This is a genomic window from Leeuwenhoekiella sp. LLG6367-2.1 (assembly GCF_045055775.1).
In the GTDB taxonomy this organism is placed as follows: Bacteria; Bacteroidota; Bacteroidia; order Flavobacteriales; family Flavobacteriaceae; genus Leeuwenhoekiella; species Leeuwenhoekiella aequorea.
Map to the genome: position 1 here is coordinate 2,397,683 of NZ_CP159331.1, position 20,702 is coordinate 2,418,384.

Sequence of the window (20,702 nt, forward strand, 5' to 3'; positions counted from 1 at the left end):
CGCTGCAGGAAAAGCCAATTCCGCAGATAATTAATAACAGGTTACGGCTAAATTGGCTGAATGCTTTCATAATATTAATGGGTTTGAGGTAGAGTGTATGGGAGTTTTGTGTCCTTTTCGGCCAGTATAAAATAATCGAGCAATACGCCAGGATCCAGACGGTATATTTTAATTAAATGATTTCCCGATTTGAGACCACCCAAAGTCACTGATTTACGGGCTTGGTTGCGAAGCACATTTTGTTTCCAATCTTCGCTTCTGCCAGTCGTTTTAAAATCTAATAGTTTAATAGCATTATCATTTAACTGAACACCTATTTGTAACTGCTGTGTGCCGGTTATGGGATGATTGGGTAGTGCCATTAAAGTCAATTCGGCATTTTTTAAATCTTCGGAAAGCTCAATGTTGTAGCTCAATACCGGAGTTGAATCTGTGATAGTATTAATTCTGGATGCATCTGAAGCGGCGAATTGTATAATCTGCTGGGTATAACCTAATCCGTTTAATTGTTGCGGATACCCTGCTTCAAAGTTTGTAACACGTGTATAGTCCGCTGCGTTGCGCACCAGCGCAAGCTTAGGTGCTTCGGTACTTTTTGACTCGTTATCCAAAATTTCGGGCAGCTCAAATACCGGAAGTCTTCGGGGTTTAAAATCCATAATACCCTTCCATTTTCCGGCTGCAAGGCTATTATAAGTACTGGTTAATTGTTCAATCTTCTCGTAATTAGCACGTATAGCATTTTTAAATTTTTCAGATTTTTGATTATCGATTTTGCTATAATGCGTTGCTAAATCCCGATATAAAAACTTCTTATTCATAGCACTTGAGCCGAGCACCGGGTAAACAACCAATTCAAACCACGCATCAGTCAGATGTTTTGGAATGTTATTGTGAATCGTGTACACCTTTTTTTGAAGGCTTTCATTTTTTTCTATGCGTGCTGTAATTTCGTCGTATTCCGCACTTAAGGAAAATTCGGTGAGATGTGTGGCTCGTGTCGGTTCAGTTTGACTCCATCCCATAAATTCGGGTTTGCGTAGCCAGGCTAACTCATAATAAGCGTGACGCAGTTCACTAATACCTAAAGCCAGATTTTCTCCAAAAATACTTCCGTAGAAATATTGCATATGCTTCTGGTAGCTATTAGGCTTTCTAAATTTTTCTGGCTCAAAGGCCAAATCCATAAAGAACTGCGTATTGTATTCTGCAGGCTTGATATCACCCACATTTAAAATCCATATTTTATCTGCTCCCGTGTCGTAGGCTTTCAGTAGTTCTTCGCGTATTAAAGCGGGATGTGTTGTACTCAACCACAAATAGTCGTGCGGTCTGCCCCAGTACGAAGCATGGTAATAAACCCCACTACCGCCACTGCGTTTTCGTTCTTCTGCGTTGCTTAATTGTCGAATATACCCGTAGTTATCATCGGTCCACATTAAGGTGATATCTTCGGGTAGGTCGAGGCCGTATTCATACAAATCAAGCACTTCTTTATATACCGTAAACACCTGCGGTACTTTTTTAGGATCTCCTATGTGTTTTTGTAATAAATCGCGCTGATCTTTAATAACGTCATTTAATATTGCAGCTGCATCTGCAGTAGTTTTGGCACCTTCCATCCCGCTGTCGTGAACGCCACGCATCCCGATGGTATAAATTCCGTTTACATCTTTAGCTTCTTGAATCCGTTCTTCCCAATATTTTAAAACACGTTTTTTATTGCTGAAGTAATTAAAATCACCCATCGAGTCGTGATCCCATTCATCAACATTATTGCGCAACATCGGTTCTGCGTGTGACGATCCTAAGACAATCTCATAATCTTTTGCCAATTGTACATTGCCCGGATAATGAAAAAATGCCTTAGTACTGGGATGCATCGCCGGCCAAATCGTATTGGCACGAAGGCGCAACAACAATTCAAAAACCCTAGCATAGGTTTTAGGTCCTATATCACCGGTCCCGGGTTCAAAAGTTTTTGCAGCCCAGGGTTGTAATCCCCAGTCTTCATCATTTATAAAAATACCACGGAATTGAACCGCCGGACTCACCGATTGAAAATCTTCAATCGCCAACACCAAATTTTCCTGAGGTGTAGGTGTGACATCTGCCCACCAGTACCAGGGAGAAACTCCTATTTTCTGAGAGATTGAAAAAACACCATAAGCTGTTCCGCGAGCATCTGCACCAGATATAATCAACGCTTTTTCAACGTTTGCTACAGGATTAATTAGCAGTCTATGGGAATACGTTTCCCAGCGGTTTTCTGCCGATAGCCTCTTTTGATCTTTAACCAAGTTGCTAATTAACTGTGAATCATTGTTACCAATTACAATAACGTTGCCTGATATTTCAGTAATACGCGTAGTTACTTTTGGCTTAAAACCCGTTACGCGCTCAATATCTTGAGCAAGTAAGTGTGCCGAAATTGAATCGAGTGCAGGACCGGTTGCATCATATATAATTGCAGTCTTCTTATCTACAGTGACCAGTTCAAAAACCTCGTCTTTGGGTTGTGGTTGAGCTGTACCGCAAGCGGAGAGCGAGATTAGAATAACTATAATATATAGCCGGCTTGAAATTTTCATTGCACTACTGCTGTGTGGGTTTGCGGTAAAGCGAATCTGAAATTACAACTCCGGGTGAGTTCTCAATTTTTAAGGTTGAACCATCGTTTATGCTTAGGCTTACATTCTCAATATCCCAGTTGGTACTGTGGGTGATTTGACCAGCTTCTTCTGCCTGAATCTGGACATCCTTTAAGGTGATATTTTCTACTAAAGATTGTTCCATACCGTTTACGTTGATAGCACGCTGCGCGCCTTTAACATCAATATTATAGAGGGTGATGTTCTTAAACGTTGGGATTCCTTTTTCCGGAGGATCTACTTCCATCAATAAGGTTTTCCAACGCTGCGGTATGGTTTCGGCATCGTAACCTTCGGGTAGTTTGGAGTAGGAGTATGACGGATTCCAGTTCATCGAAACTTCCATAAACGTACGTACGCTATCCATTTGAATGTTTTGCATATATACATCTTCAACAGTACCGCCACGATTAGTAGCCGATTTAATGTTGAGTCCGTTTTTAGTTCCCAGACCTTTAATGTTTGAGACAAACACGTGTCGTATATCTCCGCTGGTCTCACTACCTATGGTAAACAATCCTGATCCTGCCAAAGCGATGCAGTCTCTAATCACTACATATTCCGTAGGCCGATCTACGCGCAAGCCGTCCCAGTCGCGCCCGGCTTTTAAACAAAAATTATCGTCGTTGCAGTCGATATTGCAGTTTTGTACGAGAATATATCTCGAGGAATCAATATCAATCCCATCGGTGCTGGGGCCGTGACCGCCTATATTGTTTCTAATGGTTAAGCCATCTACCGTGATGTGGTTAGAATACAACACCTGTACCGTCCAGAAGCCTGCACGTTGTATGTTGAGGTCTTCTATAAATACATTTTCTGAATTTTGTACCAGTAGCGTACGCGGGCGTTTGGCATCGTAATCTACAATCCAGCGGAGGCCTTTGGGTTCGTATTCTTTACGGAGGTTCCAGTAATAATCCCAGAAGACTTTTCCTTGCCCGTCAACCAGACCATCGCCATTTATGGTCACATTCGTCTCATCTAACACATTAATTAGTGCCGCAGGCCATTTCATCTCAATACCAGCAATACGCGTATCAATCTCGGGGTAGTCTTTGATGTCTTCACTCCCTAAAAGCTCAACCCCTTCAGGAATGGTAAATTGTATGTTTTTTTTGATGAAAACAGAACCACTTAAATATTTTCCCGGTTTAAAGGTTACCGTACCGCCGCCGTTTGCTGCTGCTGCATCAATGGCTTTTTGAATCGCAGTCGTGGTCAACGCGCTCCCGTCCTCAACCGCATCGTAGTCGTTAACGTAAAAGATTTGTTCTTTAAAGGTATTGGGTTTTGCACCTACTTCATTTACCCACTCGGGCTCAAAAGCTGCAGGTTCTGCTGCTGCCAGATCTGGTGGTGCGGTTTTGTTTTTGCAGCTGCTTAGAGCTAATAAAGTAAGAAGGAAAAATATAGAAAGCTGTCTCATACCGGTTTATCCATTAGAATAAACAAGTTCCTTTTTTTATAAGGAAACAGCATCCTGTTCTTACCTGTTGAAGCGGGGTAAGCAACCACATTCTTGTGTAACCCTAAGGATATCAAAAGTGCTTTTGCGTAGATACAGTGGGGGGACACGCGTTAGAAACGCGCGTAAACGGGGAGACTCCCGTTTACCAATTTAACATACATTTTAAAATGATGGAATTACCCTTATCATCATCTGTTATAAGCACAACTTTAGCTTTTCCTGATGAAATTTCCTCTTCAACACTTACAGACTCAACTTTTAAATGAGCTCCTTGATTAGGGATTTTACAGTAAACAAAAGATTCGGAGCTGTTGTTATGGGAAATATCAATAACCCCAATAAAACTACCCAGTATTTCCCCATCATCATACGCATTGTCTGTATCTTCTACAGACGCAGTAAAAATAATTTTTGATTCGTTTTTTAAAGCAGTTGCTCCTGAAAAACCAGCTTCTATACCCTTTATCCTGGGTAAGGAATATTCCCTGATTTTTGGTTGCGGGAAAGCCGTTTTACCTTGTAGATGGGTTACTAACTCCTTATAATCAAATTCTAAAATCAGATTTTTGTTGCGGTTAAAAAGAAAGATTTGGTTGTTGTAAAAAGCGGCTGCCTCAATATTTAACTCAGAATCTTTAAATAGGGGCAGGTTTTTCAGGTTAGTGTAAAAGTCAGAACTATCATAGTTCTCAATGAGCAGAGGGTCTTTCAACAAAATGCGGATAAACACATCTCGTTGTGGGGATTTAGAACCAGACCCAAAAACGACCATCTCATGTTTGTCAATCCTTTCTAAGGCTTCAAAGTCTGGTTTTTCTGATTTAGGAATTCTGCCATTTTCTAAAAAAGTAAAATCTTCTACAAGCGGTGTTTTAGAAGTGATTTCAAAATCACTGTTTAAAGAAAACAAAAATGGGGAATCGTCGCCAATAACATAGTAGCTGTTAGCAGACGCAATAATCCCAGATCCACTAGGAATATGCTCCTTTTTAAGGATCTCAAGAACCTTGATCTTCATGTCATTAGGATTGCAAGCGTGCAGCATAAAAGTTATAAGTAGTACTGTTTTAATCGACTTAAAATTCATTTGTCTAATGGGCTAGGACCTTGCCTGGGTCTTTTTGTTTTACCGAAAGATAAAGGTTTAATCGAGAGGGTGCAAGCCTGCCTGCCGGTAGGCAGGTCCATTAGGTGCAGGGGTAGTAAGCCTTCGATGAACTCTCAAGGATTAAGAAGTAGCTATGTAGATTCGGTAGGGATTTGAGGACACGCGTGGGAAACGTGAGTAAACGGGGGACCTGGGGCATAACCCCAGAGGTCCCACAATTAGGGAAGGACCGAACGTAATCCTCTTTAAAATTCGCATAGGAACACAATTTGTGTAGCCTATGCTTAAACTAGAGGATAGTTTCAAGGGTGAAAAGAGCCTTGGAGTGATGGATTACGAGCCGCCGTATACGAGACCCGTACGTACGGTGGTGTGAGGGGTGCACTCCGTCATTTGATGGCGGAGCCATCCACTCGATTGTGTCCTGTTTTTATTCCGCTATGGAAATCAGCAGATCATAGAGTTTTTTGAAAGAGGGAATATGATCAGTGTCTTGTATTCTTCTTTTGAGTTGATCAAGATAAGTCTTTTCCATTACAACATCTGGTCGAGACTTACGATATGTTAAATTCCGCTCTTTTAATACTTCCTTAAAATATGAATAATGAAAATGAGCTTTATTTCTATATCGCTCCATTTCGTCCATTAATTCTGGATCTTCTTTTATAACATCGAAATGTTTTTTAAAAGCTTGAAGTTTTGTGCCCTGTGGATTTTTTTTGACTATTTTTCTGTTACCTAAAAACCAAGTTTCAATACATATATTTTGTACGACAAAATGTATTTCACAGTTATCATTTATTGATACTCCGGAATTATTTATGAAGGTTTTAATTTCATTTAATCTTGCATCGACACCAATTTCTTCCCCATCTAAGCAAACTATTAATTTGTCATAAATGGTATTGTCGTTAATGTTTTTGATTGCATTAACAACATGATTGTATATTGAAGGTATTCCTCCACCAGAAAAAATATAGTAATTGTTTTGATCTGCTTCGTGTTCAAAATCAACTTCTGAATAATTGGGTAAAATATTCTCAATCCATTGAGGGTAGAGTTTGACCTCTGTTTGTTCCCCTTCTAATACAAAATATAGATTCATCTAAGAAATTCCTTGCTTGTAAAAAGGATGATTTATAAGACTCATAAATCTATCATGATGAGATTTGCCCATGTCAAAATCTTTAGCATCAAAAGTTTTTATAAGTCCGCCTTTTCTAGTAACAATTTTCCAATAATCAAAAGGAATTTTGTTTATAATATAAGGGTGATGACTTGTTGCAATGAATTGAATATTATTATCATCGTAAACTAAGTCTTCTGTCAAAACATCTATACAATTCAGACCTAGACTATTTTCAAATTCATCAATTAATATTACAGTTCCTTCAACCCATAGATACATTTCTGCTATATGTATAAGCGTCCTTAACATTCCAGACGACATCCGATTATGTGGAATCCACTTTTGAACCCCAACTTCTTTAATTTGAATAATAGTAGCTTCAAATAGAAAATTGGAAAATTCATCATCTTGAATAGGTTCTATTTTTACGTCTTCTACTTGAGGAAAAACTTCAACAAAACGAGATTTAATTTCATCAAATACTGGTTCTTGCATCTCATATACTAACGCAAGTTTATCGAATGTTTCTAATTCGCTTTCCTTTATTTGTTGGAAGTTTTTATACTTATTTTTCAGCTTTTTAATACTTAATCTGCTGTATCTAACTCCTTCCTTTTGAGTATGATCTCTATAAATAATCAATTTTAAACTTTCAGAAAGGTCTAAAATTAATTCTTCTTCTTTTAAAATATTAATTGCACTTTCTGTCGATATCAATTTTGGCATTTCTTTGCCGTTAAATATGAAACTTTCTTGATTTCGTTCAATTATTTTTTCAGAATTTAAAAGTAATTCTTCAAAAACAATTTTTGGTTCAATCTCTTCTTTGTCAGAATTAAGAAAATCTGGTATAAATTCGTTTTTAGATTTTAAATTTTCAAATTCACCTTTCCAATTATAAATATTTCCCTTTAAAGTTTCGAACTCTACTTCCCATTTTACACCGTTTTCGTTACTTCCTTGAGCAATTTTTTGTAGTGCATGAATTGATCGTAAAACTTGAGTCTTCCCGACTCCTGAAACACCGACAAGAAGAGTTAGGTCGAAAAATTCAATCTTATCGAAACCCCATTCTTGTTCATTGTTAAAGTATTTGATTGATTTAAGTTTCATTATTTAATATCTATTGAGAAAACAAATTTAATATATTAATTGGTTTAATGAGCATTTTATAAAAATTGCACACAACGTAAGGATAACACCATAAGTCGTGTTATATCCATTTTATATATCTGCTAGTAAACACTTACAAGCATTTATAATTTTAGTTTCCCGTAAATGTAAACCTTTACCCCACACCTTTTTACAGAATTCCTTATCCCAGCTTAGCTTTCGGCTATAAAACCCAATAGTATATAAAAGCGGTAAACAAGAAATGGCCGTTATCCCCTACAATAACGACCATTTACACACACAATTATTTTGAGCTATACCGCTTTGCGCTGGTACAGTTTACTAAAGATCAAAAACAAGATTCCACAGCTAATCCACGCGGGTAGGGTTAAAAAGGATAAGAACACATCATACTGCACCGAGATAAAATAGAAGACTCCAAAGCTTAACGCCCAGGCGCCAAACACCGCCCAGTTGAATTTGATTCCGGTTTTTTCTGCATAAAAGGCTTGTATTCCGGCGCGCTTTCCGAAGAAATATTCAAAAACAATGATTGCTCCTATAGGTGCCAAAATAAAACCATAAAGAGCAACAAAACCTAAGAGTTTCATCGCAAATGCAGGGAATAGACCGGCTATGGTGGCTACTGTACCTGCAATGATGGTTACCCAGAAGGTAGAAAGTTTAGGGATGATGGCTTGAAAGGCAAGACCGGCTCTGTAGATCGTTGGGTTTGCCGTCGTCCAGCCTGCAAGTAACACCGCGATAATTCCAAAAATACCAATAGCGTTATACGCCAGCGGTCCTGGTGCAACAGTAGGTGCTTCCCCACCGGCAAGCATTGCCATCGCTTCGGGTGATTTAAGATATACCGCATAGAGCAGAGCAGCAGCGATCCAGGCGATATAGTGGCCTATGTAAATACCGGCAGCCGTTGTCCAACCTGCGCTTGCTTTTTTAGCAAAACGAAATACCGATAAATCTGACATCCCAATGTGCATGGCTGCATTTGCAAACCACGACCATAACACCACGTGCCAGAAGGTATATTTTATTTGTCCCGGAAACGGCGCACTGCCTTCGCCCCAGATATTCCAGAAATCTGAAAAGCTATTTACATCAAGTTGTATCAAGGCCATAACACCACAGGCTACAAAAGCCAGTACGATTACCGGAGACATCCAGTTAGCAGCTTTGGCAACGGTATTGTATCCGCGGGCAGCAATGAGTGAAATTACAGCTCCTATCGCTAAAACGACAATGACCCAGGTAAGGCTGTTAGGCGTGGTATCGGTAAGTTTGGGCATTTCCATATCAAAGGGAATACCTACGGCAGTGGCAGAAACGGTAATCATCGCTCCGGCAAGAAAACAGAATAAGATTCCGTTTGCCAGATTGTAGGCCGTTACCAGGCGGGTACCGCAAATTTTTTCTAAATGAAAATACAAGGTATATCTAAATTTAGTTCCTATTTCTGCGGTTAAAAATCTCCAACTTAAAACGGCAAGGAGGTTACCTATTAATAAACCTATGATGAGGTCAAGGGCGCTTACTCCGGTGGTTAAAAATAAAGGACCTATTACAAACTCGGTACCTGCGGCGTGCTCCCCGGCGTACATTCCTAAAAAGGCTTTCCAGCTTTGCAGTCTGGATTGCGGAACGGGCTGGCGTTCAAATTCGCCACCTGCGATTTCTTCAATAGTATCTTCTTCCTGGTTGTATTGAGACATAGTTTAGGTTGTTATTAAATGTTTTGGTAAATCTTCAACGCGCTCGCAAACCAGCTGATCCATCACTTGTTTAAACTGGGTTTTAAGCATCCCTATAGTGTGATCGCCGCCTTTGTTTCCTAAAGCGCCGCAGCCGTACATAAATGAGCGTCCCATAAAGGTAAATTTGGCTCCACAAGCCATCGCACGGGCAATATCAGGACCAGAACGCAGGCCGCTGTCCATCATCACTTCAATCTGATCGCCGTAGGCGGCTGCAATTTCTTTTAGGCTGTTTATGGTAGATTGGGCCGCGTCGAGTTGGCGCCCGCCGTGATTAGAAACGATAATGCCGTCAAATCCCATACGGATGGCAGCAGCAGTATCTTCTAATGATGCTACTCCTTTAAGCACGAGTTTCCCTTTCCAGCGATCGCGGATGGGTTTTATTTTTTCTTCGTTGAGTTTTCCTGAAAAGGTACGATCCATAAAGGCGCCCAGTTGTTTCAGGTTTAAACCTTCGGGCGTGTAAGGTTTTAGATTTTCAAAAGTAGGCTGACCGTATTTAAGCGTGTTGTATGCCCAGGTAGGTTTCCCCATAATCTGAAGTATATTTTTTAAAGACATTTTAGGCGGAAGCGCGAGTCCGTTTCTAAAATCTCTGGGACGAAACCCAAACGTAGGCACATCGCACAAGAGAACTAAAACCGGGCAGCCTGCCGCTTCGGCACGATCTATAATATCGTTACGCACCGCATCTTCAACCGGATTGTAGAGTTGAAACCAGGCATTCCCTTCGGTAAGTTCGCTGGCTTTTTCAATATTCATTGTAGTCACGGTACTCAGAATAAAAGGCACGTTGTGTTTGTGTGCGGCTTCTGCTAAAATAGCAGGTGAGTTGGGCCACATTAATCCCTGTAGTCCTACCGGTGCAATCCCAAAAGGTGCATCAAACTCCATCCCTAAAACTTTTGTTTTGGTAGAGCTATGTCCGTAATTATTTAAGTAGCGCGGCTGTAATTGTACATCGCGTATCTCTGATGTATTGCGTTTTATACTTACATCTTCGTTGCAACCGCCATCAAGATATTCAAAAGCAAATGCTGGTACGCGGCTTTTAGCTTTGGTACGTAAATCGTCAACAGAAGGATAGGCAGTGTCAAAAGCGTTGGCCATATTATTTATTTAGCGATGAAAGGAATGTGTTTTTTCATCGAGTAATTTTTCTTTAAAAACTTAGAATTTAATTGAGTATCAGAGATACAGATTGCCGCTCCTAATGCAGAGCCTAATGAGGAGTCTGTGGTACGTAGTTCCATAGTTCTAAAATGATGCGAAAGCAAATGAATGTAAATGTCGTTGTCACTAAACCCACCGTCAACAAAAAGTTTTTCTATCGTCATATCGCCTTTTGCAGTCTGTATACTCTTTACTTGTAACAGCACTAGTTCCATCATCAAATGGTGGTAGGCATCTTCAAATGAGGTATATCTAAGAACGGTTTTGGGTGGCATCTCGGGATCTTCAAGAGACTCCCAATGAAAGAGTTTTTCAAATTCTTTCACAAGTTCATAATGTATTTCAGGATCAAATTTTACGGTTTTGTGATAGTCTTTAGCTACTCCGTAATGTTCGGTTAGTTTTTTAACCTGTATGCTGTATTCATTGCCTAAAAAGAGGCGCGCAGATTTTACAGGTTTCCCATTAATACGCATATAATTGATGCAATCTTTGGCAACATCTGCTTTGCTGAGTTCGTTTTCTACAAATGGATTTAAAGCAATACTCCAGGTTCCCGTAGAAATCAAAATAAACTGCTTTTTAAGACTGCGCACATAGGGGAGTAGGGCAGCCGAGCTGTCGTGAATACCTACGCCTATTTTGATGCGCTTACCATTATAGTTCATATTAATACTGGTTTCCGTAGAAACGATAGGAGGTAAAATCTGGTCTAGTTTTTCGGCATATACCCAGTCGTGGTAATCGCGCTTTTCAAAATCCCAAAGCGAGGTGTGGCAGCCAATGCTGGTGTATTCGCTCAACGGGATTCCTGTAAAAACAAAGCTTAAATACTGCGGAAGGTGTAGTGAATATCTAATTTTTTTAAATACCTCAGGTTTGGTGTTTTTCAGCCAATACAACTGCATCCCTGCATTGAGCATGCCTGAGCTTGACGAACCTGTTTTTTGATGAAAATTTTCTTCAGGTCCGTATTTTTTGTAAAACGAATCTATAATTTCGGAAGGTATCGTTTTGGTATAATTATAAAGTGGAAAAATCACATCACGGTTTTCATCTAAATGTACTAGACTGGCACCGTACGAAGAAAAGTTAATGGCTTTGATGTCAAATTTTTCGGTTTTTAAAATGCGGTCAAAAACCGTTTTTAACCACTCTCGCAAAGCGGAAAGATCTTCGGTAGGATGCCCGTCTTCATCTGTGATCTCATCAAACTGTATGTACTCACGGTACACTTCTTGAAATTCAGAATCAAAAAGAAAAAATTTCTTGTTTGTCTTACCAATATCAAATACTGCCGTAACTGTTTGCTTCATTAAATACTTCTTTCCAGATTAAAGTCCTGTAGCGATAGTGTTGCTACCACGTTCTTTTATCAATTGGCCACGTACATCAAGTTTACGGTAGGCATCAATAGGATTAATTACCCCGCCAGCCTGTAGCCGTGCCTGGCGAACCAGAGGGCGTACATCGGTACGGTAAGCACCTTGAATAATTTCTTGACAAAGCGTAACATCATTAGCTTCTTGAGCTGCCCTAAGTGCATCTTGATCTATTAAAAGCGCTTTTGCATACGCTTCCTGAATCGCTTCTAGCGACTGAATTAAATCTTCTAATGGATCTTTTACATTATGACTCGCATCGATCATCCACCCCAGTTCTGGATTGTTGGGATTGTTTTGCATCCCGTAAACCAGTTCGTTAAAGATGAGGAATAAAGCATATGGCTTGATGCTGCCTACGGTTAGATCATCGTCTCCATATTTGCTGTCATTGAAGTGAAAACCACCCAATTTGCCTTTCATCATTAAGATGGAAACAATCTGTTCAATATTAGTATTCGGTAAATGATGTCCTAAATCAACTAACGTATAAGCTCTTTCCCCGCAACCATTTGCCAGCATAAGTGAAGTTCCCCAATCTTGAATTACGGTACTGTAAAAATTAGGTTCGTAGGGTTTATATTCTATAAAAAGTTTCCAGTCTAGCGGCATATCTTCATAGATTGATATCAGGCTGTTTTGAGTATGTGTAAGTGCCGTTTGAAAGTTGTTCTGTCCCGGAAACGAAGAGCCGTCTGCCAACCATACGGTAAGACTTTTTGATTCCAGTTTATTTCCTATTTTAATAACTTCTTTGTTATGCGCAATGGCCTGATCGCGTATTGTAGCACTGGTATTACTTAACGAACCATATTTATATGATTCTTTCTGGTTTTTTTGATCCTGAAAAGTGTTGCTATTTACGGCGTCAAATTTAATTTTATGGATAGCTGCAAGTTCTTTAATGGCATTGTAATCGTTGGGAACATCCCACGGAATATGAAGCGATACAGCGCCGGCAGTTTGTGTAAGGCTGTGGATCAAGCCAATATCTTCTATTTTTTGCTCTAAAGAAGCCGGTTCACCTGAAAATGAGAACCTGCCAAAGCGCGTGCCACCGGCACCCAATGCCCAGCTAGGGATTGCTACCTGAAATTGAGCAAGCTTACTAATAATTTTTTCAACATCAGTACCGTTATTCGACAACGATTGAGCTAAAAAATCATAGTGTGATTTATGATCAGAAAGACCTGTTTTGTTTAGATCTTCGAGTTGTTGGTTATTAAGTTTCATAGGAAAAGAAATTCTAAAAAATGAAGTTAGTTAAAACTCTTGGAATCAAAATAGATCTAAGAGTTTTAACCGGCTTCAGTAAGTTTTTTAATTAGCGTACAAACGCATTGGCCATACCACCATCTACATTTATGGTGTTTCCTGTACTCTTTTGTAGAACCCCTACACAAGCAAAAACACCGTCTGCAATATCGTCTGGAAGAATGATCTCATTTAATAAATTACGTTTTGCATAATGAGCGGGTAAGTCTTTAACTTCGATGCCGTATGCTTTTGCACGACCTTCTGCCCAGTCACCTTCCCATATTTTGCTACCTACAATAACCCCATCAGGATTTACCGTATTTACACGTATTTTATCTGTTCCCAATTCTGCAGCAAGCAAACGAGTCATATGCTGTTGTGCAGCTTTTGCAGTGCCATAAGCAACGTTGTTAGGTCCTGAAACCAATCCGTTTTTACTAGCAATATTAACAATATCACCACCTAAGCCTTGCTTACGCATTACAGCAACACCTTCCTGAGCCATTAAAAACTGACCCTTTACAAGTACATCCTGCAATAAATCCCAATCTTTCTGAGTCGTTTCTTCTAAAGGTTTTGAGATTGCAAGACCTGCAGAATGAATAATAATATCGACCCCACCAAAAGCTAAACATGCGTCCTTATAGGCCTGTTCAATCGCTTCCTGATTGGTTACATCGCAAACTGCACCAGAAACCTGATCTTTTTTATAGGTTGCTACTGCTTCATTCAGCGCCTCCTCACTCATATCGGTAAGTACTACATTAGCACCTTCGGCAACTAGTTTATCTGCAATCGCTTTACCAATACCACCGGCAGCCCCGGTTACAATAGCCACTTTGCGCGAAAGTGGTTGTTCTTTTGGCATACGCTGCAACTTCGCTTCTTCTAAAAGCCAGTATTCAATATCAAACGCTTCCTGATGTGGTAATGACGTATAACTTGTAATCGCTTCTGCACCGCGCATCACATTGATCGCGTTGATGTAGAACTCACTTGCTACACGAGTGGTTTGTTTATTTTTTGCAAAGCTGAACATTCCCACTCCGGGGTAGATAATGATTACGGGATTAGGGTCACGCATTGCAGGACTATTATCGTGTTTGCACGTCTCGTAATAGTCTTTATATTCCTGACGGTATTGTGCAAAAGAAGGCTCAAGCTTAGCCAGTACTGCATCGGTATCATCTAAATTGTCATCTTTGTCAAGATTCAGAATTAACGGCTGAATTTTAGTGCGTAAAAAATGATCTGGACACGAAGTTCCCATAGGAGCGAGACGCTCTAGATCATTACTGTTTATAAACTGAAGTACTGTTTCTGTATCGGTAAAATGCCCAATCATTCTATCTTCTGAAGAAGCAAGACCTCTCAGTAGCGGCATTAGTTTAGCAGCCTGATTTTTACGTTTATCAGGTGGTAGGCTTACAATTTTTTCACCTCCAAAAACGCTTCCTTTTTCTTTTACTTTTTTCTCGATATAAGCAGATGCTTTTTCAATTACTTCAAGACTATTTATGTAGCAATCATAAGAAGTATCTCCCCAAGTAAATAATCCGTGGCTTCCTAGAACAATTCCACGTATACCTGGATTATCATTTAGGCATTTCTCTAACTGAAGTCCAAGATCAAAACCTGGACGTTGCCAAGGGACCCAGCCCATTGTATCTCCCCAGATTTCTTTAGTCACTTGCTCACTATCTGCTGCAGCTGCAATTGCTATTAGCGCATCAGGGTGAAGGTGATCTATATGTTTAAATGGCAAAAGACCGTGAAGCGGAGTGTCAATAGATGGCGCTTTAGAATTAAGGTCATAAATGCAGTGGTTAAAAAGACCTACCATACGGTCTTCATCTTCAAGACCACCATACACGTTTTTTAAATTTCTAAGGCGTTCTGTATATAAACCTGCTATACCTTGTCTGGTTAATGTGCCTATATCACCGCCAGAACCTTTTACCCACATCACCTCAACATCTTCGTTTGTAAGCGGATCTTTTTCTATGGTTTTACAACTGGTGTTACCACCTCCATAATTTGTAATTCTTAAATCTGCACCTAGGATATTGGAGCGGTATAAAAAGAGTGCAACCTGGTCATCGCCTAATTCTGCAGCCTTTTGTTCATCCCAAAGATAATTTACGTGGCTAAAAGTTTTTTCCATTTTCGTTTTGTAAAGTTTAACGCTTCTGATTCAAAATTATAGGTATTGAACTAGGTTGGCATCCTGTGCTGTACTGCTATATAAATGTTTTTAGAAGCTAATCTTTTGATTAGTTTTACAGATACTTAAATAGAATTTTGTTATCCCTAACTTATGGCTCGAACTGTTGAAATAAAAATCAATGAAGATTCAAGAATACCTAAATACAAACAAATTGTGGACTCCATAATTGATGATGTTGCAAAAGGTAAATTGAAAGTAGGTCAAAAGATCCCTTCTATAAATGAACTGAGTGAAGCAGCGTATTTGAGTCGGGATACGGTAGAAAAAGCTTATAAAATATTAAAAGAACGCAAAGTTATAATTTCAGTTAAGGGCAAAGGATACTACACGGCCAAAACGGAGTTGATATCTAAGATTAATGTTTTCTTCATGATCAATAAACCCAGTTCATATAAAATGATCATTTTTAATCATTTTGTGAATACCATGGGTGTAAACGCACATGTAAATCTTAGCATTTATCATTGCGAAGAATCACTATTTATTAATGCGATCGAAAAAAATCTAGGTGCATTTAATTATTACGTGATTATGCCTCATTTTAAGGATACAGACCTTAATCATGTAAGCTTTACTCCTAATGTATTAAAGACAATAGAGCGTATTCCTAAAGATCAATTGCTTGTGGTAGATAATGCAAAGCCAGAGATAAAAGGAAATTATGGGTCTATATATCAAGACTTTAAAGAGGATATTTATAATGCCCTCATTGAAGGAATGGATAAATTAAAGAAATACGACCGTTTAATTCTGGTTTATCCCTCAAAAAGTGTTCATCCCTACCCGCGACGTATCGTTCATGGCTTTCGCTATTTTTGTCAAAAATTTGATTTTGAATTCGAAATTCTTGATGAGATTTATGATGATATGGAGTTTGAAAGCAAAGACGTTTACATCACCATAGAAGAGATGGATCTTGTAAATCTGCTTCGACAAGTACGTGCTCGCAATCTTGTATTAGGAAAAGACATCGGTGTAATCTCTTATAATGAAACGCCGTTAAAAGAACTTTTAGGAATCACCGTAATTAGTACAGATTTTAAAGCAATGGGAGAGACCGCGGCATACATGATTCTCAAGAACAAAAAAGAAAAAGTCAAAAACGTATTTAAGTATATAGAACGTAATTCGGTTTAATCGTATATCAGAACAGTACAGGATACGCTAGTGTATTCCTCTTTGTATTTTTCACATAACTTTTTCTAAACAAAACAGCTATGCGGAAATGCTACTGCCTTTTTATGCTTCTTGGCTTGATGTGCAATCTACTTTCATCTCAAGAAAAAGAGTCATTTTTTTTTGATTTTACAAAGCAAAAAAGTTCAACATCAGCGGTTGGCATTAATTCTGGACAACCTTTCTCTAACGAATTAGGCTATGGATTTGATTTTGGTACCGCCTATCGCGTAACTAGCAATAAGCAGGGTTTTACAACTACAGCTCCGGTTTATTTTTCGGTACAAATTCCTGAAGGAACTTACAAAGTCACGGTAACGGTTTCCGGAGAAAACACTACAACTACTTTAAAAGCTGAGTCCAAAAGGCTTTTTATTCCGCAGCATACCATAACTACAACAGATGAGGTAACACTATCCTTTAATGTTAGTGTTTTTAAACCTCAAATTACTTCAGACTATAATGTAGGTTTAAAAGACCGCGAACTTTTGAAACTCGATTGGGATGATAAACTTACCCTGGAGTTCTTAGGAAATAGTACCATAAAAAATATTCATATCGAGCCTGTAACCAATTTGAAAACGCTTTTTTTAGTGGGAGATTCTACGGTTACCAATCAGGATTTAGAGCCCTGGGCATCCTGGGGACAATTTATTACAGCTTATCTAGACGAGAATATCGCAGTTGCTAATATGGCTTCTTCCGGAGCTTCACTGGCTTCTTTTAAAGGCAGTAGAATAGATAAGGTATTGAATATGCTGAAGAAGGATGATTATGTAGTAATCGAATTTGGTCATAACGATGAAAAAATAAAGGGCGAAGGCAACGGCGCATACGGCTTATATACCAATCTGCTTACCTATTTTGTTACGCGTATTAAAGAAAAAGGAGGGATTCCTATTTTGATAACCCCTACGCAACGTCGTGCTTTTGACGGTAATCAATTAAAACCTACGCATGGCGATTTTCCTGATGCAATGCGTAAAGTCGCTAAAAAGGAAAAAGTAGCACTTATAGATTTAACTGCGTTTACCACGCAAATGTATGAGGCCTGGGGGCCAGAAGGTTCGCGCAAAGCATTTGTGCAATATCCGGCAAATACGTTTCCTGGGCAGTCTAAAGCGTTAGAAGATAATACGCATTTCAGCAATTTTGGAGCTAACGAAATTGCTCTAGCCGTTGTTAATGGTATGCGTGAAAGCTCATCCACACTCAAGCAATATATTAAAGTAAATACACCTTCATACAATCCGTCACAACCCAATGAGCCGCAGTCGTACAGCATACCCTACAGCAGTTTATTTGAAGCTTTAAAACCCGACGGAAATTAAATTATTATGAAAAAAAAACACTCATTTTTCGCGCTTTTTCTTTTGAGTATTATAGCCGCTTTTGGGCAGCAAACCGATAAAATCTGGCTTTCAGGAATAGATTTTGAACATCCTAGAACCTGGGAGTTTAAAGTTTCTGCAGGCAATAACAGCGGTGCCTGGTCTACTATAAATGTACCGTCTCAATGGGAGTTAGAAGGTTTTGGTGAATACACCTACGGCCGCTGGTACAAAGAATTGGAGCAGGACGAACCCAGTAAAGAAGAGGGGTTGTATAAATTGAATTTTGATGTTCCCGCATCTGCGAAAACGAAACAGGTAACGATTCATTTTGGCGGGGTAATGACCGATACCGAAGTGAAAGTAAATGGTAAAATGGTAGGTCCCAAGCATCATGGTGGCTTTTATGAGTTTGAATACGACATAACTGAATATTTGAAGTTTGGAGAAGAAAACCTACTCGAAGTTCACGTCTGGAAACACTCTGAAATAGGAAGTGTAAACAATGCAGAGCGCAAAGCAGACTGGTGGTTGTTTGGTGGTATTTACCGTCCGGTGTGGTTAGAAATAAAACCTAAAACACATATTAAGCACGTAGCCGTTGATGCGCAAATGGATGGCAGCCTAACGGCTGATTTAGACATTTTTAACCCTTCTGAAAATCTGCAAGTAATTGCTTCAATTGCATTATTAGGCGGTGATTCTAATCTGGAATCACAAATTATTAGCCTCAATAAAACCGATACCACACAGACTATTACTGCAAAATGGAAAGGAGTAAAAACCTGGGATCCTGAAAATCCCAATTTATATGTGTTAACACTGCAATTACAGGAAAATGGTAAAACCATTCACAAAATAAGTGAACGCATCGGGTTTAGAACGCTTGAGTTTAGAAAACGTGACGGAATATATGTAAACGGCACTAAGATTATTATGAAAGGAATTAATCGTCACAGCTTTTGGCCAGAAGGTGGGCGCAGTACCAGCAAGCGCATCAGCGTGATGGATGTAAACCTAATTAAGGATATGAATATGAATGCGGTGCGTTTTCACTATCCGCCAGATGATCATTTTCTTCACGTTGCAGATTCGCTAGGGTTGTTTGTTTTAGACGAACTCGCAGGTTGGCAAAATCCATATGAGACGAATACGGGTGAAAAACTCATTAAAGAAATGGTAGATCGTGATGTAAATCATCCGTCTATAATTATCTGGGATCAAGGAAATGAAGGCGGCTGGAATTATGAACTGGATGATGATTTTGCCAAACACGATCCACAAAATCGTATTGTAATTCATCCGTGGTCAGATTTTGATGGTTGGGATACGCATCATTACCCAACATTTTTAACAGGTGTACACCGTTTTGGAAGTGGGGAAAATGTATTTTTTCCTACCGAATTTATGCATGGTACTTATGATAATGGTATAGGTGCCGGTCTTAAAGACTTCTGGGAACATTATAGTAAAAGTCCGTTGTTTGCCGGTGGTTTTATGTGGGCATATAGCGATGAGGCGGTATTGCGCAGTGACTGGACGGGTGAGAAGCAATTTGACTCTAAAGGCAATCTGGCAGCAGACGGCGTTTTAGGTCCGCACCGCGAGAAAGAAGGTAGCTTTTTTACGGTAAAAGAAGTTTGGTCTCCAATACAGTTTAAACCCAAAGCGATTACCGAAACTTTTGACGGAAGCTTCCTGGTAACTAACGATTATTTGTTTTCAAACCTGAACACGGTGACCATGCAATATCGGGTGATGGAAGCTGAGGCGAAAACTTTCTATGAGCCGGGAACTGCGGCGAGTATTTTAGATTCTGGAACTATAGAATTACCAAATGCAGAACCGGGAGAAACCCGAAAAATCAAGATGCCGGTTGCTGAAAATTTCTTTAAAGGAGACTGGTTAGAAATTACTGCTACCGATAAACACGGGCGCGAGATTTACACCTTTACATGGGCCATTCATAAAGCCGATTATTTTGCTGATAAATTTATTTATCAAAAGGAAACTAAAAAAGCTGCAAAAGCAACTCAAGAGGACGCAATCGTTACTTTGAAAAGCGCTGAGGTTACACTTAAGTTAAACACCACACGCGGATATATCACTGAGATTAATAGTAAGAAAAGAGCAATTCCTTTTTTAAATGGCCCCAAACCTATTGGGATGAAAGCTGAGGTTGAGAAGGTAACGCTTACTCAGGAAGGGAAGAATGCAGTGTGTCGTATTGATTATAATGGTGGGATAGACCATATTACCTGGACCATGTATCCTGATGGGCGTGTGCATATGGAACTGGTAGCCCTTAAGAATGCCGGAAGAAACAGTGGTTTTGACGGTGCTTTTTATGAAGGTGATATCGATAAATTTGGGATTACGTTTGATTTCCCGGAAACAGATGTAGAAGGCATCACACTTTTTGGCCGCGGGCCGTATCATACGTGGCGCAACCGCCAGCAGGGGATCGAGTATGGGATTTGGGAAAAAGAATACAATAACACTATTACCGGAGAAAGTTTTGAGGATCTGGTGTATCCTGAGTTTAAAGGCTATTATGCAAATTTCTTAGCCGGAAACCTGCAAGCCGGGAAAAATAGCTTTAAAGTATTTAGCGAAAGCGATAAATTATTTCTTCGTTTGTTTACTCCGGAAGAAGCCAAAAACGGATTTAAAGGCAGTCATTTTCAACCCTCATTTCCAGAAGGGAACATCTCGTTTATGTATGAAGTGCCGGGACAACGAGCGTTTAAACCCCTATCGCAACAAGGACCTAGCAGTCAGCCGTCTAACATACGTATCAAAAGTGGCGATGAAGGAATCTCGATGAAGCTGTGGTTTGATTTTAGGGACTAGATGATAGTATGTAGACTATAGATTCTAGATGAGAGACGTTAGATTACAGAGAGAAT

At 39.5% G+C, this 20,702-nt stretch carries 13 protein-coding genes; 3 read left to right on the plus strand and 10 right to left on the minus strand.

The features are described 5' to 3' along the window. Positions 1–74: 74 nt before the first annotated feature. The 10 genes from ABVM53_RS10880 to ABVM53_RS10925 all read right to left on the minus strand — a co-directional run bounded on the left by ABVM53_RS10880 (position 75) and on the right by ABVM53_RS10925 (position 15,223). Positions 75–2,591 carry a glycosyl hydrolase 115 family protein gene (locus tag ABVM53_RS10880; RefSeq protein WP_405325976.1) on the minus strand — a complete coding sequence of 839 codons (2,517 nt, stop codon included), beginning with the start codon at positions 2,589–2,591 and terminating at the stop codon, positions 75–77. A 4-nt stretch (positions 2,592–2,595) separates the two neighbouring features. After that, a complete protein-coding gene (locus ABVM53_RS10885; protein WP_405325978.1) occupies positions 2,596–4,080 on the minus strand; it encodes a glycoside hydrolase family 28 protein in 1,485 nt (494 codons plus the stop codon). A 184-nt stretch (positions 4,081–4,264) separates the two neighbouring features. Further along, complete coding sequence (locus ABVM53_RS10890; protein WP_405325980.1) at positions 4,265–5,140, minus strand: DUF6929 family protein; 876 nt, start codon at positions 5,138–5,140, stop codon at positions 4,265–4,267. A 520-nt stretch (positions 5,141–5,660) separates the two neighbouring features. Then, positions 5,661–6,335: a hypothetical protein gene (locus ABVM53_RS10895; RefSeq protein ID WP_405325982.1), complete on the minus strand. Its 675-nt coding sequence runs from the start codon at positions 6,333–6,335 to the stop codon at positions 5,661–5,663. Then, a complete protein-coding gene (locus tag ABVM53_RS10900; protein WP_405325984.1) occupies positions 6,336–7,472 on the minus strand; it encodes an AAA family ATPase in 1,137 nt (378 codons plus the stop codon). It lies immediately after the preceding gene. A gap of 314 nt (positions 7,473–7,786) precedes the next feature. Continuing rightward, positions 7,787–9,202 (minus strand): purine-cytosine permease family protein, encoded by a 1,416-nt coding sequence (locus ABVM53_RS10905; RefSeq protein WP_405325986.1) that lies wholly within the window; start codon positions 9,200–9,202, stop codon positions 7,787–7,789. A gap of 3 nt (positions 9,203–9,205) precedes the next feature. Beyond that, complete coding sequence (locus ABVM53_RS10910; RefSeq protein WP_405325988.1) at positions 9,206–10,357, minus strand: alpha-hydroxy-acid oxidizing protein; 1,152 nt, start codon at positions 10,355–10,357, stop codon at positions 9,206–9,208. Between the two features lie 5 nt (positions 10,358–10,362). Then, entirely contained in the window at positions 10,363–11,736 is a 1,374-nt protein-coding gene (locus ABVM53_RS10915; protein WP_405325990.1) for an FGGY-family carbohydrate kinase, read from the minus strand. An 18-nt stretch (positions 11,737–11,754) separates the two neighbouring features. Further along, positions 11,755–13,035 (minus strand): sugar isomerase, encoded by a 1,281-nt coding sequence (locus tag ABVM53_RS10920; protein ID WP_405325992.1) that lies wholly within the window; start codon positions 13,033–13,035, stop codon positions 11,755–11,757. 91 nt (positions 13,036–13,126) lie between these two features. Next, positions 13,127–15,223, minus strand: a complete 2,097-nt coding sequence (locus tag ABVM53_RS10925; protein WP_405325994.1) for a bifunctional aldolase/short-chain dehydrogenase — start codon at positions 15,221–15,223, stop codon at positions 13,127–13,129. 153 nt (positions 15,224–15,376) lie between these two features. Between ABVM53_RS10925 and ABVM53_RS10930 the strand changes: the two genes are divergently transcribed. The 3 genes from ABVM53_RS10930 (at position 15,377) to ABVM53_RS10940 (ending at position 20,646) form a co-directional block, all read left to right on the plus strand. After that, entirely contained in the window at positions 15,377–16,423 is a 1,047-nt protein-coding gene (locus ABVM53_RS10930) for a GntR family transcriptional regulator (RefSeq protein ID WP_405325997.1), read from the plus strand. Between the two features lie 80 nt (positions 16,424–16,503). Next, positions 16,504–17,793 (plus strand): rhamnogalacturonan acetylesterase, encoded by a 1,290-nt coding sequence (locus ABVM53_RS10935; RefSeq protein WP_405325999.1) that lies wholly within the window; start codon positions 16,504–16,506, stop codon positions 17,791–17,793. A gap of 6 nt (positions 17,794–17,799) precedes the next feature. Continuing rightward, entirely contained in the window at positions 17,800–20,646 is a 2,847-nt protein-coding gene (locus ABVM53_RS10940) for a glycoside hydrolase family 2 TIM barrel-domain containing protein (protein WP_405326001.1), read from the plus strand. Positions 20,647–20,702: the final 56 nt, after the last annotated feature.